At 48.4% G+C, this 13,978-nt stretch carries 15 protein-coding genes and 1 tRNA gene; 2 read left to right on the forward strand and 14 right to left on the reverse strand.

Annotated elements, in window-relative coordinates; genetic code table 11:
- Positions 1 to 48: 48 nt before the first annotated feature.
- From L2713_RS11555 to L2713_RS11590, 8 genes are all read right to left on the reverse strand, one after another.
- Positions 49 to 795, reverse strand: coding sequence for a phage tail tube protein (locus L2713_RS11555; protein WP_144374889.1), 747 nt, complete (start codon positions 793 to 795; stop codon positions 49 to 51).
- A 20-nt stretch (positions 796 to 815) separates the two neighbouring features.
- Positions 816 to 1,256, reverse strand: coding sequence for a phage tail terminator protein (locus tag L2713_RS11560; RefSeq protein ID WP_248968001.1), 441 nt, complete (start codon positions 1,254 to 1,256; stop codon positions 816 to 818).
- A complete protein-coding gene (locus L2713_RS11565) occupies positions 1,256 to 1,696 on the reverse strand; it encodes a gp436 family protein (RefSeq protein WP_248968002.1) in 441 nt (146 codons plus the stop codon). The genes L2713_RS11560 and L2713_RS11565 overlap by 1 nt, the downstream gene beginning before the upstream one ends.
- A 2-nt stretch (positions 1,697 to 1,698) precedes the next feature.
- Positions 1,699 to 2,148 (reverse strand): HI1506-related protein, encoded by a 450-nt coding sequence (locus L2713_RS11570; protein WP_248968003.1) that lies wholly within the window; start codon positions 2,146 to 2,148, stop codon positions 1,699 to 1,701.
- A 69-nt stretch (positions 2,149 to 2,217) separates the two neighbouring features.
- Complete coding sequence (locus tag L2713_RS11575; protein ID WP_248968004.1) at positions 2,218 to 3,138, reverse strand: Mu-like prophage major head subunit gpT family protein; 921 nt, start codon at positions 3,136 to 3,138, stop codon at positions 2,218 to 2,220.
- Positions 3,138 to 4,331: a phage protease gene (locus L2713_RS11580; RefSeq protein WP_248968005.1), complete on the reverse strand. Its 1,194-nt coding sequence runs from the start codon at positions 4,329 to 4,331 to the stop codon at positions 3,138 to 3,140. The genes L2713_RS11575 and L2713_RS11580 overlap by 1 nt, the downstream gene beginning before the upstream one ends.
- Positions 4,332 to 4,459: 128 nt before the next feature.
- A complete protein-coding gene (locus tag L2713_RS11585) occupies positions 4,460 to 5,653 on the reverse strand; it encodes a hypothetical protein (protein WP_248968006.1) in 1,194 nt (397 codons plus the stop codon).
- A 20-nt stretch (positions 5,654 to 5,673) separates the two neighbouring features.
- A complete protein-coding gene (locus tag L2713_RS11590) occupies positions 5,674 to 6,714 on the reverse strand; it encodes a nucleoid-associated protein (RefSeq protein ID WP_248968007.1) in 1,041 nt (346 codons plus the stop codon).
- A 376-nt stretch (positions 6,715 to 7,090) separates the two neighbouring features.
- Between L2713_RS11590 and L2713_RS11595 the strand changes: the two genes are divergently transcribed.
- Complete coding sequence (locus L2713_RS11595) at positions 7,091 to 7,933, forward strand: hypothetical protein (protein ID WP_248968008.1); 843 nt, start codon at positions 7,091 to 7,093, stop codon at positions 7,931 to 7,933.
- Positions 7,934 to 7,935: 2 nt separating this feature from the next.
- Here the strand turns inward: L2713_RS11595 and L2713_RS11600 are convergent, their stop codons facing one another.
- On the reverse strand, positions 7,936 to 8,388 hold the full coding sequence (locus tag L2713_RS11600; protein WP_248968009.1) for a phage virion morphogenesis protein: 453 nt from the start codon (positions 8,386 to 8,388) through the stop codon (positions 7,936 to 7,938).
- 55 nt (positions 8,389 to 8,443) lie between these two features.
- Between L2713_RS11600 and L2713_RS11605 the strand changes: the two genes are divergently transcribed.
- A tRNA-OTHER gene (locus tag L2713_RS11605) sits at positions 8,444 to 8,531 on the forward strand.
- Between the two features lie 3 nt (positions 8,532 to 8,534).
- On the opposite strand, the gene L2713_RS11610 is transcribed toward L2713_RS11605, so the two are convergent.
- Genes L2713_RS11610 through L2713_RS11630 form a run of 5 tightly spaced genes read right to left on the reverse strand, consistent with a single transcriptional unit; the run spans position 8,535 to position 13,976 of the window.
- Positions 8,535 to 9,872: a phage head morphogenesis protein gene (locus L2713_RS11610; RefSeq protein ID WP_248968010.1), complete on the reverse strand. Its 1,338-nt coding sequence runs from the start codon at positions 9,870 to 9,872 to the stop codon at positions 8,535 to 8,537.
- Positions 9,865 to 11,481: a DUF935 domain-containing protein gene (locus L2713_RS11615; protein ID WP_248968011.1), complete on the reverse strand. Its 1,617-nt coding sequence runs from the start codon at positions 11,479 to 11,481 to the stop codon at positions 9,865 to 9,867. Before L2713_RS11615 ends, L2713_RS11610 begins: the two co-directional genes overlap by 8 nt.
- Entirely contained in the window at positions 11,481 to 13,142 is a 1,662-nt protein-coding gene (locus L2713_RS11620) for a hypothetical protein (protein ID WP_248968012.1), read from the reverse strand. Before L2713_RS11620 ends, L2713_RS11615 begins: the two co-directional genes overlap by 1 nt.
- Positions 13,142 to 13,714 carry a DUF3486 family protein gene (locus L2713_RS11625; protein WP_248968013.1) on the reverse strand — a complete coding sequence of 191 codons (573 nt, stop codon included), beginning with the start codon at positions 13,712 to 13,714 and terminating at the stop codon, positions 13,142 to 13,144. Before L2713_RS11625 ends, L2713_RS11620 begins: the two co-directional genes overlap by 1 nt.
- Positions 13,704 to 13,976, reverse strand: a complete 273-nt coding sequence (locus tag L2713_RS11630; protein ID WP_248968014.1) for a hypothetical protein — start codon at positions 13,974 to 13,976, stop codon at positions 13,704 to 13,706. Before L2713_RS11630 ends, L2713_RS11625 begins: the two co-directional genes overlap by 11 nt.
- Positions 13,977 to 13,978: the final 2 nt, after the last annotated feature.

A 13,978-nucleotide genomic window follows, 5' to 3' on the forward strand; every position in this document is an offset into this window, starting at 1 on the left:
GGGCATGGCAATTGAGTCCGGCCATGCCCTTGGGTTAAGCAAAACCGCTTAGGTATCCAGCTCTAGGTACTCGAACGGATGATCCTTACCCGCCACTAACTGGGCTTTACCCGCAAGGGTCGCGCTCACAAACTCACTGGCGGCAAAGTCCAATGCGGCTGTGGGTTTTAAGCTGGCATCGAAAATATCGAGCTTTATCGGCTTGCCTGTTTCTAAGTTGGTACCTTCACCGAACACGCGAGCACGGGTTTGGGCCTTAATACCACCGCGCACCAAGGTACCGCTGATCGCGTTATGCTGGCCTGATACCGTCACAGCACCGCCCGCTTCTACCGCACCGCCTTTAAGGGCACGCACTAAACCGAGGGCATAATTAACCTCATAGTCTGTGCCCAGCACTAAGGTGGCCGCGTCTTTCTTTACCGCAAAACCGATGGTGGCAAAGTTAGTTTCGGGTAACTGCACCCAACGCTGATTGGTTGGTAAAGTCACGGCCTCATCGGTTAAGGTGCCGCTGCCCGAGTTGACCACTTGGGTATCGCCCAGCAGTGCCATGGCAATCAGTTCGGCGGGTTGATCATCGAACGACCATTCCACCTCAACTGGCTTGGCAATATTCACCACGCTTAAGGCTTGGCCGTAGCTTTCCTTCTTGCGACTGCCACGCACTTTTTCATCGGCATCGGCTTTGATCGCGAGCTTGGTGGTGTTAATGGGGCCGATGATCCCCGTTGATTGCCCTTGGGCATTTAAGCGGTCAACAAAGAAGTTGCCTGCGACTAATAATCCACTCATGGTGAAATCCTCTTAGGTTGTTAAGGTTTGAATCGTAAAATCACACTTAACGCCACGGGGTAATAACCGTGGCTTTTAGTGAAACGGGGTTTAACGGCACTGTTAACGCGCACAAAGGGGCCAAGCATCTGACCATCAACTGCAATGGACTTGCCCACAACCGCGTTTAATAGGCTGACTAGCAGCTCACCTGCGGGGCGTTCGTGGATGGATAAACGACACGCCAGTACCACAAGCCAGGTCTGCTTAACTTGGCTGCTGTTGCCGCCTTGAGAGGTCTCCTGCAAGCCATCGCCCAGATACAGCACATGGGCGGCGGGGGTGATTTGGCTGCGCTCATCGACTTCGCTTAGCTCATTGGCTTGATAGACCTTTCTCAGCTTCTGGCTAGTGACTAATGGCTCCAGTAATTGGGTTAACGCATCACCCGCAGCCAAGTAGTTATCTTTAATCTCAAACATCAGATAAACCCCTTAGCTGACTTGCGGCCAAACACACTGCCCGCGCTTTCGATGCTGATAACCAGCTCGCTTTGGCCTGCGGTTTCGCCCGTCTCGGCCAGCCCTAAACTGATATCGCCCTTACTCACTGCGGTTAAAAACTTCACCACGGCGGCATAGCGCTTCTCGACTTGTTCAGGGGCTTTATCGCCATACAAAAAGTAACGGGCGATATCGCAGCAGTTACGCTCCAGCACGGCGGGAACTGTGGTTAACGGCAGCACATAACGGCCTGCGATATAGCCATCAATCTCAGCCGATGCATCGCGCAGCGCTTGCTCCAGCAAAGCGAGATTGATTTCCCCTAGCACACTGTCCTCACGTTCGGTCAGCAGGGTTAAATCCTGCTCACCAAAGCGGCTGAGCATATTGTCAGGGGTGGCGTACATCACTTGAGCCATGGTTATTCACCGTCAGCGTTAGCGGTAAATGCAGCCCATTGCGCATCACGTTCAGCGGCACTAATGGGTTGCCCCATCAAGGCTTCAAGGGCGCTGCATTGCGGCTTACCACTTGAGGTAAAGTGCTCATTGTTTGCCTTGTCGAGCTTGGCTATCGCCTCGGCAAAACTGAGTGGCACTGCCGCTGTGGTGGTATCGGTGCTGGTTAGTGACGGATCACTGTTTGGAATGTCCAGACTCCCCGGCGAATCCACTGCCATTGAGGTCTCGAAAACCTTAAGGCGGGTATCAGCTTTAATCGCTGCGACTTGTTCATCCGACAGCTCGGCCAGCGGCAAATGGTTATCGCCTTTGTTGAAGGCCAACCCCGCACGGCGATAGCCATTGGGCTGACGACTAACCACCATAAGGACTGAAACGTTATCTTGAGTTTGAGCAGAAACTTGGGCCATTTCATTGCTACCTCGTAAAGTGAAAAACTGTGATTGGGTGGCACATCCTTGTGCCGATTCGATTAGCGCTTACAACTGTGGAACCACTAACAGCTCGACCTTGCCTTTCAGCTCGTTCTCAACTGTGGTGCCGTTCTCATCGATAAGCTCTCTGGTAAGCAACTGAGTGGCTACTTTCTCCAGCGAACTGGGAACAACCAACAGACTTGGACGGATCTTGAGCTTCTTACCGCCATCACGTTTGAAGGCTTTCATCTTCTCGATGGTGTCCCACAGGTTGTCTGCGTTGAGGACACGCTTATTGGCAAAGGCCATTTGCCAGAAGCCAAAGCCTGCTTCACAGCGCATATCGGTACCGAACTCGAATTGATTGTTAGTCCATACCGCAGGATCGGTTGGGTTAAACAAGGTGTTTAAATCCAGCTTGCGGCGCTCCTGGAAGATCACTGGCTTAAGTGGGCGGGTTGTGTCGAGTAAGAACCAAGGCTCCCCCGTATAGGCACCATCGACGACCATATTGGCCACTGAAACATCGGCTCCCGTGCCATCGTGCTTCTCGTTAACGGGGTGGTCGGTATCAAAAAAGTTCTGTCCGTCGTAACACAAGGTACTAAAGCCTTCGGCTAACAACTCGAACACCAGATCGTCTGGAAACTCTTCACCTTCCTGCGCTAAGGCTTGCACCATGGGCTTATAGGTACCGATAACCTCGTCCTCTACATCATCGCGGCTTATCCCAATGGTGGTTTCAAAGGTACGGTTAGTGATTGAGTAACCATGTTCCTTGATGGAGTTGATCAAACGGGCACCAATCCACTCCCGCATAGTCGGCATCGAGCCTAACCAGCCATAGGTATTGGACTTAGTATTGCTTGGTACGACTGAGGCAATTTTTAAATACAGTGGCTCAGTCTTGGTCAAAGCATTTTGAAACTCGCTACGCACCATCGTGCGCAGGGCTTGTAATACTGCAGCATTAATCGCGGCCATTATTTTTGCTCCTGTTCAGCGGCTAATGCTTTAGCAACGTCAGCGTGCGACATGCCCCAAGAATCGGCCAGTTTGATTTGGTCGGCAGTTAGTGCCGCGAGTTTGGTGTCCTTGTCCTTATTAGGATCGGGGACTGTGGTGGTTTGCTTAGCGGTTAATGCCGCGATGGGGGTGCGTGCATCAATGTTGGCAGTGAGTGCTGCCATGTTTTGATTGCCCAATTGGGTGAGGTAATCGCGCTCACACTCAAAGGCTTTACCCTCATCAATCGCCGCCTTAACGGTTTGCTCAACAGTAAGCACGCCGTTTTCAGCAGTGAGCGCCACCAGCTGCTCGCGCAGTGCATTCACTGTGGCAATGGGCACGTACTTAGTTAGGTCAATGGCTGGCGACTGTACCTGTTGAGATTTGGCACTTAAGGCGGCGACTTCTTGCTTAAGGCCATCCACGCTATTTGCGGCCGTGGTTAGCGTATCAAGCGCAGATAGTGCTGCGACCTCCTGATCCGCAGTTAAGGCCGTTGCAGCCTCGGGCACTTCTACCCCAAGGGCAGCTAAGATTTTTCTCAGTAATGGGTTCACATGGAGTTCCTCCGTGTCGGTGGATTGGTTAGGTTGGTCTGGATTGAGGCTTGTATTAAGAGCAGCCAATGCGGCCAGCGAGGCGAGTGGCAACATGCCATCAACGCCTGGGCGATTGGTTAATGCGGCGGAGTGAATAAATTGCGGGCGGCCAGTGGCCTTGTCATAACCAAACACTAGGGAGAAATAGCGATATTCCTTAGCGTTAAGGTAGGCGATAGCGTTATCGGTAAAGCGTGGCTTAATAAACAAGCCCTGCCCTTGACGATATTGCACATCATCGATATTGAACCAGCCAGAAGCAGGCGCAGGCTGGCCATTTTGTTCTTTGTTGAGGGTTTGGTGTTCGTAGTCAATAACCAGATCACCGGCTTTGTGGGGGGTATTCGCTTTTAAGGCCGCAAAGGCCGCTGCATCCATCAACCATTTGCCACCCGGCACATCATCGGGGCGACCATCAACGGCAGCAAAATGACCATCAGGCAATGCCTGAATATAACCATCTTCACCGAACAGAACGCCCGTGGTGTTTGGGTTAATCGCTATGGTGCTACTGAGCGCAGCAACACCAATAGTGATAGTGATAGCGGTTTGTGGTTTGGACTTTGACACAACGGCACTCTCAATAACATTGGAGTGCCCATCATGATCGAGTGGAGCTAACTAGCGGATTGGAAAGGTTTCGGGATTAACATAATTCAATATATGTTTTTGAATATGAGTTTCCTTGTTTTTGAAAGTCAAAGCCAAAATTTAAAAATGTACAAAGTCACTAATAAACCAATAAATGCTGTAATGTCCGCGAACAATAAACCACGTTTGAGGTATTTATATCGCTCATCAAGTTTTAAATGTAACTCTTCTATTCTGGTGTAACCAGTTGGATAAGAAGATTTAAAACGTTTCATCAGTTCAGTGTACTCCGAATGCACCGCGCATAGAGTTGAACGTTGCATCACAGTCAATTCCCTAACGTATAAAAACATTAACAAACTAACTAGCACAACCCCCACATTCTTAACAATTGTGATTTGAGCTGTTACCGGGTCAGTAATAGTAGATAAAGGTATTATTTGTGAAAAAGACACAAACAATGTGATCGGTATAGCTAGCAACTTATTAGCTACTTCTGAAAAAGCAGCATTTAACTTTGAGACATATTCACGATACTGTTCTTCGTATTCTTGTCTAACTTTTTCAAATGAAAAACTAGCGGCGAAAAGGCGATAACCTTCTTCGAATCTTACTGAAAACTCTGAAAAATTAGAGACTAAAAATTTAAATCTATGTTTTACTTCAACTGAAGATAATAAACTTACTAAAGCTTCTTTAAGAATACTGGACTTCTCAGCCTGATGATTGGTATCAGATAATGTTCTCTTGAGTAAGACAAAACCATCAAGTTCATACTTTAACAAATCCATGTCGTAACTAGGCACAGTTAGAATCAACTTGGATTTTTGCAAAAAAATCAGTTTATTAGGTTCGCAATAATCTGCATGTTCATTCAGTAACTGTACCAGTTCGGTTATCTGTATATAGTGTAAAGTTTCAGCATCTTGCGGGATCTGATCAGGATATAAAAAACACTCCCCATCGTTATACAGCAAAAAGCAATCAGGGACTTTTGATTGATTTCCACCAAAACTTATTAGTTCTGAAAGATTCTCAGCAAAAAAAGCGTCTACTCCTTGGTAATCGCTAGATTTTATGTTTAGTTTAGCAATTTGACCTAAAGCATTACTTTTTATACTTTTTATTGCTGTATGACGACCTTGGATTTCACATGTAGCACCAATTACTTGGTTATCGGCGAGTTCTTTTATCCAGCTAAGACTAGATTCAGATAGCAGTAAAGACCCCTGCAACTCTCTGTCTTTAAAAGAAATTTCAGAGAGCTGTAAGATCAAGTTTTTAACTTGGCGTAACTTCAATTTACTCATAAATTTAGAGGTTATTCATCTATTAACGGGTCTTTTTTCTCTAATTGGGCTAATAGTTTTGGCGGTATTGAATTGATAGTTAAGGACTTTGCCTCTGGTTCAAAGACGATTACATTACCCAATAAAGCTTGATCAAAACTTATGCTCAATTGCTTTGTAACACCTTTAAAACGCACAAATCCCCTTAGCTCACGAGTATCAACACTAAACTGATCGTTCAGATTATAGGGGTCATCCTGCGCAATTTGAACTAACTTTTGGGGGTGCTCTGGAAACAAATGTGCATTCATGTGCTCCAAACACACTGGCTGACCGAGCTTTTTCTTTTCTAAAGCTGCAGTATAAGCTAGCTCTCGAATCTGAGACGTTTTAGTTTCATCATACCCTAATGTTACACAGCACTGATTCACGGCATCAATAAACAATCGTGTATCTTCTCTCTCTTCAGTAAATTCCTTACATCCAATGAAATCTGAAAAATAATCCCTCATTTCACTAGCAGTTCTGCCTACTTTAAATGCCAAATACCTAGAATGTAGTCCAGCTAACCAGTCAGTTATATTAATCCTCGCAGCTAAATGTAAGTGCTCAAGGTCTAACCGTTCGTTCTCGTTAAACTCTAGATCTTTACTTAGAGTCATACCCACAGCCATTCGAAGCAACACAACAGATAAAAAGTGAGACTCACCACGCTCTGCATGGTAGAACACTAGATATCCTCCTGCGGCATTTTTAGCCTTTTCTAAATGTTCGTCTGCAAATAACTTCGCTAAAGTACGAGTCAATCCGACAAAGTCTGTAAACTCATTGTTAACAAAATCATCTTTTAGAAGTTCAGCAAATCGAGGAAGCAATGCATCTGGGTCATCATTGTTATCGTTAGTGAAACATCCCGAGCTTAGACTAGAGTCATTGAAAAGCTTAACTAACTTATCTGTCACATCTGCAGTTAAACCTTCAATATTATTCACTTCTTCACGACGATTAAGTCGAATCAGGTTAGTTTTATCATCTCTAACAACCTGATGTACAATAAATTTATTAATACCCATTAAAGTTCCTTCAAAATTTTATTTATGCAAACTGGCAAAGGAATTCAATGGGGGGGCTTCCTTGCCAAGATTTGCGAATAGTGTTACTAGGTTGGGCCGTATCTCATTACTAGATGTCTAGCGAGATGCTTTAACACTTACATAGTTCAGTTGTGAACTTAACACATTCAATTCAAATAACAATTCAATTACACCATTTTGTGATTTAAATACCTTTAATATCCCTTTAAACCCTTCTGAAATCGTTTAAATGGTTTTGTGGTATATCTTTGTACCAAGTTGAGAGCTACGCCTCTTAAAATGCGTTTTAGCGCTTTGCGCTAAAAGCGCCTTCCACTTAGAATGATGGCCTCATTTTTACCTCCAAGGACGGCGTATGACCAATAATCCCCCTAAGCAACTCCAAGCCGAGCAGGCACAAACACCTCGAACAGAGAAGTCTTTTAAATGGCTCATTGTGTTTCTGGCCATTGTTGCGGTTTGTTTGGTGGCTTTTTACTTTTTAAACTTCCACGGGGGTATCTGGGATAAAGGCGACTTTGGTGCCTTTGGAGATTACTTTGGGGGCGTGCTAAACCCGATACTTGGTTTTGCTACTGTTGGCCTGCTTGTGTGGTCATTGAAATACCAAATGGATGAGTTAGCTCTTTCACGGCAGGAACTGGCTCTCACCCGACAAGAACTTGCAGAGACCAAAGAAGAAACAGCTTTAAGCCGGAAGGCGATGGAGGATCAAGTAAACCATATTAAAAATGAAGCAAAGCTAAATGAGTTAACACGACTATTAGAGCGCTCACAAAAAAAATATGATGCTATCATTAACCAGAGTTTTCCAATAGCCAAAGTAAAAACCAATCCTGCCACAACCAGAATGATTAGTGATACGTATCAATCCTTACTTAACAAGACATTGTTAAATGTAGATCCTATCACCTATGAGGCAATTATTCTGGCATCAGCAAAAGACGAAAAAGTAATAAACCATTTAAATCTACTTAGGCGTGAAACTATACTTATTTCAGATTTAGCACTTACATATTATTCGATCAATAAAAGTGAAGAGTTCGCAAGAGCTTACATGTTTGATTCTTACGATATGCTGCAAACAATAAACCGAATCTACCCTGATGAAGTGACTCAAGGCAAAATCACCACAATTGCAACTCTTTTATCTGGATATATGAATGTAGCTAAAATTCCCAACACAGATAAGTCTTAGCTTTATAGTAAATACTCCCCCAAGATCCCTAACATCGATTGCTCATCTTCGCGGCTTACACCTAGGTATGGCCGTGCCGGAATTCCCGCTGGGCCTGCGGGCATATCGTCGGTACCACCGAACTGGTGAATAGCGGCGTAGATTTTATTGCTACCAATCGCCGCCCAAAAGTCGCCGCTGTCGGCTGTTACGCTGGCAGCTAGCCCGCCAGCACTGGCCTGCAGTATCTTGCCGCCCTGGCGTTTAGGGTTTGCTTTAAGATAGGCATCACTTAAAGATGCCCAAGCTTGACCTGTTACGGGATCGGCCTCTGCTTCAAACGCAGATTCTGTGGCTGACTCTAGCACGGCGGCAATATCGTTCATGGGTTCGCTTAAGTCATCGAGCTTATCTACTAAACTCCCTAGCACTTGCAGCACGGGGGAATCACTTAAGACGATTTCTACCTTGTTCATTTTTCATCCTTCACACTGTTAACCGCTGGCTACAGTGGTATACTGATCTAGCGAACGATGTGTACTCTTAATTGGTAAAGCAGACTCGATTAAGCGCTTAGGCGTAAATCGTGTGTATGTGGGTTCGACTCCCACCATATCGTCCGCTATCCCTCCAGCTTGCCCTCTAACAGTTCGTACTGTCCGTGCTTTAAGTCCACCGCATTGATCTTATAAACGTTGATCACCGCATCCATTGCTTGCTGGCGTTTCATCTTCCACGCGCTATTAATGATCACTTTAACCTTACGGCCATCATCCTCAGTGGCATAGACATACAACAAATTCTGGTTCTTGCTATCCCATAACACGGCCTCAGGTTGTGCCAACATCAAGGGTAATTGCTGATACTCATCCCGAGTTAATGCCACCCCTTCTTTGATATGACGTGGGCTATCTGCGTGCACCAGCTGCTTCTCGCCAATGGCAAGTAATGCGGTGGGTTCTGCGCCTAAACGCGTTGTCACTGCCGCTTGGATCGATGGCGTCATAAAACCTAACGCCTGAACGCCTAAGCCTGGACGCCGCTTTTGTCCTGGATGAGTGGCGAGTACTTCATCCGTCCACTGGGCGAACTGAGCTTGGCGCAGTGGGCTGTTATTGAGGGTTTGAATAAACTGGGCGCGGGTATCGAGGGATTGAATGCTGCCAAGCTTTTTAGCAACTGCCACATCGGTACCAAAGGCGGCTTCGCCTGGACTATAGGCCCAGCCTAAATCGGGACTCATGCTGCTGCCATCGGGTAGATCAATCCGTGCATGGGGCACGGTTAACACTTCACCCGTGCCGCGCGCGACTGTCTCGGTATCAAAACGCTGGATATAGCCTTCGCCATTTTCCACCGTCAGGCCCATGGCCTTTACCTGCGCCTCGGTAAGCGCCCGAACGCGGCAACGACAGCCCCAACCATTTGGCGGATAGATAATGTCCCATATCGGATCGTCAAAGCGGAATACCTTACCCCTCAGCCGCGCATGGGCTGGGCGAGTTTGGCCGTCATCAATCGCCACATACTGCCAATAGGGGTGGGTTTTAGTACGCGACAACATGCGCCGATAGCGCCCAGCCATATATGCGGTTTGCAGATTCTGGCGGTAGATAGTGTTTAAGCGGTAAGGACTGCCCAGCTGAACCTCGCGGCCATCGACGTCCTTTTTACCCCACCACCCGAGCTTTTCAAGCTGCGGTTTGAGGTTGGCCTGAAACTGCTTAGCGGTTAATCCTTGGCTAAGGGCCGCATCAACCTCATTGCGGATCGCCGTGAGCACATCCATTTGGGTAGCCTTGGCCACCGTAAACGCACGGGCATGGGCGCGCGTCCAGACATCTTGCCAATCGTCACTGATGGCAAAACCCTTGGCACGAAAATAAGCCACCGCATCAGCGGGGGCTTGGTTAATGGCAATGCTTAAATCAACAGTTTCAGGCACTCTTTGTTTAGGCATTTGCCATTCCCCACAGTTCAGCCACAAACATTAGCCGCGCGAGCGTTTCGGTAAGCTGCTCGGTATCCATGTTGGGATAGTCCTGTTCCAGCTGGGCGCGCAGCTGCTCCGGCTCGCTCTGCAGTTGTGCCAGCAACGGCTCTACCATCGCCATATAGGCTTCACTCATTTGGCCTTGGGTGAGTGCATCGAGCGCCTTATCTAAGGCGGTTTGACTGGGTTCATTTAACGAGGCATCTGGCTGCTTGGCGGCTCCCTCTTTCGCAGCCCCATCTTTGGCAGAGAGTGCTGCTAAGGCCGCCTGGCTGGCCGCAGTGGCATTAGGGTCATCCTGTTGGATCACCAGCACAGCTTCACCACTAGCAGGCTTAGGAATACGGGTCTTTTCATGCAGCCAGTTTTGCGGGATCTGCATGCCCATACTCACGAACGCCCGCAGCGGATAGGCCAAGGCGCGTAAATCTTCGGCCTCGGTGGTATCAAACACCAAGCGAGGGTGACGGCGATGGCTGCGGTAACTCTTACAGTTAAGCGCATACAATGGAGCCACTAGGTCACGGGTGAGGGTTTCGGCAATTAGCTCAAGGTCTGAGTCGCGCAGCTCCTGGCGCACTTCGTTATGCACATTACCTAACGCATTGGTGGAGCTTTTACCATCCGCTTGCGTGGTGAGTGTACCGCCCAGGATAACCTTGGACATGGTTTTTTCAGCCCAATTCATCATGAGTTCAAACGGATCGGCTTGGCCTGTGGCGGCGCTATGAAAGTCCATCACCATGCCTTTCGGCATAATGCCGCCCGCATTGTGTCCAATGCTCATTACCGCGTTTAATAGCGCTCGCTTTTCCGCGTCGCTTGCTCCCGCAGGATACTGACCAATGCGCAGCGGTAAACCGTAGATCTCAAGGAACTCGGCCAAGTCACGCACGCTGTAGTTTTTAAAAATGAATGGCCAGATCAACTGGCGCACCAAACCACTGCGGCTCACATAGCCCGACTTGGCAGGGTGGATATGTTTAATCCAACCAAAGGGCCACAGCTCTGCACCCTCATGAGTTGAGTCACGCAGTCGTAGCTCATTGCGGCGCTCGGGGTGGGTCATAAACCATGAGGGATCGCGATACTCTGGCACCTCGATAAACCACTCACCCAGCTCACGTGACCAGGCAAGTTCGTGCATGCTAAAGCCCTTAAGAATGGCATCGGCGATGCTTTTGATAAGCGACTTAATCCAGCCGCCTTCCTCCAGCATTTGTTGCAGATACTCAGTATCGGCCTTTTCCTGTGGGGTGGGGTTGCTGGGCGGTTCCAGATAGTAATCGACGCCTATGAGTGCACGCTTGCGCTTGTCGAGTTCGGCAAATAGATGGCCGTCTTTCTCTTCGATATCCTCGGCCAGCTCGCATTGGGCAATAAGATCCCCTTGCTCCGCGCTCAGTAAAATACTGGCAGCACTGGCGGGCGTTAACCCGCTGCTAGGATGGTTGCTAAAGGTGCGGTGCAGCCCAGCTAGGCGCACATCGTCGGTTTGTAGCTCCTTGGCCTCACGCTGTTTAAAGGGGCGACCACTGGCGTCTAAAATCCGTGATTCAGTTGTTTTTTCTTGCATTACCAGCAACCTCGCTGCAGTTGATGATCATCATCCTCATGGGCACTTGCATGGGCATTTGGATTGCGGTGATCACTCTTAGGGATAGGGGTAAATTCGATAGCGCCGCCCTCCATATATGACGCCCTTACGGCCATACAGAGGGCAACGGCAAAGTCACCGTGACGCTTGCCTTTAGCTTTACTCGATTCCAAATCGGCCTGACGGCCTTTATCGATCGAGGGGATACCGTTAACTAACTTGATATGCTGTAAGTCATCGAGCACGCTTTGGTGGCGGGGGATCTCAAGGTTAAATGCCTCAAACTCACCTTTCATTTTTGGCATCCACTCGTGGTACCAGCTCTGTGACAGGTTCACTTGATCAACCATTTCTGTGCCGTATTTCAGCGCAGCTTGTTCGGCTAAATAGCCGCCGTTACCAGTGGCATCAAACGCCAATCCGACAAGCCTTGGCATCCTATCAGCGATATAAAGCATCACTTGGCGCTGTTGCTCGTAAGTGGTGTCCCTCAGCTCAACCACAAAAGGAGCGCGCTTTCTTAAATCGGGTTTAATGGCCAAAGGCACAAACACGGTTAAGTCGCCACGCCGCGCAAAGTCTTCACCAAAGGAGTGGTTATGATCTGGATTGAGTTTGGCCAGCTCGGGTTTTAAATGCTGTTCACACCAATCGCGCACCTCGGCTTCGCGCATTTCTGGCGTCCAGCTCATGAAGTTTTCTGGCGCTTCAAAACGGTAGATAGGGATAGAACGATCAGCCACCATCGCCGCTTCAATCAGCACTCGACTTAAATAGGTACCACCAGACTTTTTCGGCACACAGCCATATTCTTCGTCGGCGCTTTCTTTATTGGGGGCGTTTTTATATAGCCCCTCGCGCCAGGCAATTTCACCTTCGGGAGTCCATGTTTGGCCTGTGACGTAGCAGATACGCTTATACAAGCCATCAGCAATGGCATCATCCAGCGTAATACGATGAATGCTATAGTCTTTGCGGCCCTCACGGGCATCATTAATCAGGCTATTAAAGAGGTTATCCACGCCATTGTGGGTACTGATTAATCTGACCTTGTTGCCCCACATAGTTAACGCTAGCGCGGCCTTAAGCAGTTCTTCTAAAGACTCGTGGAAGGCGGCCTCATCAATAACCACATCGCCCTGTAAACCACGCAGGTTTGAGGGGCGCGAACTAAGCGCCTGAATTTTCCGCCCCGTCTTGGGGAAGCGGATCATATAGGTGAGAATTTCTTCTTTTTTCTCACTATCCCAAAAAGTTTGCTCGTAAACATCGGCCTCAGCGAGTTGGTTAAACGCACGGGCAAACAGCGCACAGGCGGCGATATATTCCAGCGCCATCTCTTTTTTGCTGCCAACGTAAAAGGTATTACAGCCCCCACGGCGACGAGGTTTGGCGGCTTTGATAACGTTACGTCCAGCCTCGGCCCAAGTTAAGCCGGTGCGTCGGCTTTTCTCGGCAATCATGATCTGCGCTTCATCTTCAAACCAGCGTTGCTGATAAGGCAAAAACACGGGTTCGTTGGCTGGCTGCGCCTCAACAATCTCCTGCGGTACATCGACACCCGCCAGCGCCATTTCTTCGGCTAGATCGATTTTGCGTGGGCTGGTGATGGGTGTTAGATGCAAGCCTGATTTCGCCATTATGCTTTCCCTAATAAAATTTGGCGGATTTTGCTTTCGAGCTGCTCACTCATCCCATCTTCACCGCGTAGTTCCTCGGTCACAGCATTGGCAGCCTCAGCGGCAAAGGCTTGGCGGATCTCTTTTTCGCGCTTATGGCTGGCCATAGCGGCAGCCTCAAGCCGCTGCACCGCTAACATGGCATCTTTAATCATGCCCACGTCGGCACCTTCGCCCGTTTCAGACTCGTTTAACAGGGCTTTAAATAGCTGTGAACGGGCCATTTCAAGGATCAGTTTGGTGACTTCGCCCGTGGGTTTGTCGCCCAGTTCTGCCGTCCACACTTGGGTGATCTCACGCATTTCCCTTAAGGATTTACCCACTGCCTCCATCTTGGTGGCATAGCGGTTAATACCAGCGCGAGACAGAAGATTATCCTTTGGCAGCCCTGCGGCTTTAATCAGGGCGTTGATTTCATTAAGTAGATCAATCTGCTGAATCGAGCCATCGCGTAGCCCTGCATCGAGGCGCTTACGAATATTGGCGGGCAGTAAATCCACTTTAGAACGGCGGCCTCTGGTTTCATTTGCCATTGTCAGCTCCTTTTGAAAGCTTCAATGAAGCAGCAATATCGGTATTGGCTTGAGCCATCGCTTTTTGCAGTGCCCTCTCGGCCTGTGCGCATTGGGGCATTTTGGCTAAGTACTTTTTACGAAAGTCCCCTTCGACATAATGCTTGCCCTCTTTTTCCAGCATGGGCTTAAGCACTACCCTTTCCATGTTGGCGGCAACCAGACTCAGGGCTAAGTGATAAAGCACTTTCTTTTGGCCAGCGGTTAATGGTTTAACGGCCATGG

It is taken from the genome of Shewanella seohaensis (genome assembly GCF_023283775.1).
In the GTDB taxonomy this organism is placed as follows: domain Bacteria; phylum Pseudomonadota; class Gammaproteobacteria; order Enterobacterales; family Shewanellaceae; genus Shewanella; species Shewanella seohaensis.

What these genes read in the sequence shown, in the direction of transcription:
- L2713_RS11555 (WP_144374889.1), bottom strand. Translation starts at nt 795, where the DNA reads ATGAGTGGATTATTAGTCGCAGGCAACTTCTTTGTTGACCGCTTAAAT.
- L2713_RS11560 (WP_248968001.1), bottom strand. Translation starts at nt 1,256, where the DNA reads ATGTTTGAGATTAAAGATAACTACTTGGCTGCGGGTGATGCGTTAACC.
- L2713_RS11565 (WP_248968002.1), bottom strand. Translation starts at nt 1,696, where the DNA reads ATGGCTCAAGTGATGTACGCCACCCCTGACAATATGCTCAGCCGCTTT.
- L2713_RS11570 (WP_248968003.1), bottom strand. Translation starts at nt 2,148, where the DNA reads ATGGCCCAAGTTTCTGCTCAAACTCAAGATAACGTTTCAGTCCTTATG.
- L2713_RS11575 (WP_248968004.1), bottom strand. Translation starts at nt 3,138, where the DNA reads ATGGCCGCGATTAATGCTGCAGTATTACAAGCCCTGCGCACGATGGTG.
- L2713_RS11590 (WP_248968007.1), bottom strand. Translation starts at nt 6,714, where the DNA reads ATGGGTATTAATAAATTTATTGTACATCAGGTTGTTAGAGATGATAAA.
- L2713_RS11595 (WP_248968008.1), top strand. Translation starts at nt 7,091, where the DNA reads ATGACCAATAATCCCCCTAAGCAACTCCAAGCCGAGCAGGCACAAACA.
- L2713_RS11600 (WP_248968009.1), bottom strand. Translation starts at nt 8,388, where the DNA reads ATGAACAAGGTAGAAATCGTCTTAAGTGATTCCCCCGTGCTGCAAGTG.
- L2713_RS11610 (WP_248968010.1), bottom strand. Translation starts at nt 9,872, where the DNA reads ATGCCTAAACAAAGAGTGCCTGAAACTGTTGATTTAAGCATTGCCATT.
- L2713_RS11615 (WP_248968011.1), bottom strand. Translation starts at nt 11,481, where the DNA reads ATGCAAGAAAAAACAACTGAATCACGGATTTTAGACGCCAGTGGTCGC.
- L2713_RS11620 (WP_248968012.1), bottom strand. Translation starts at nt 13,142, where the DNA reads ATGGCGAAATCAGGCTTGCATCTAACACCCATCACCAGCCCACGCAAA.
- L2713_RS11625 (WP_248968013.1), bottom strand. Translation starts at nt 13,714, where the DNA reads ATGGCAAATGAAACCAGAGGCCGCCGTTCTAAAGTGGATTTACTGCCC.
- L2713_RS11630 (WP_248968014.1), bottom strand. Translation starts at nt 13,976, where the DNA reads ATGGCCGTTAAACCATTAACCGCTGGCCAAAAGAAAGTGCTTTATCAC.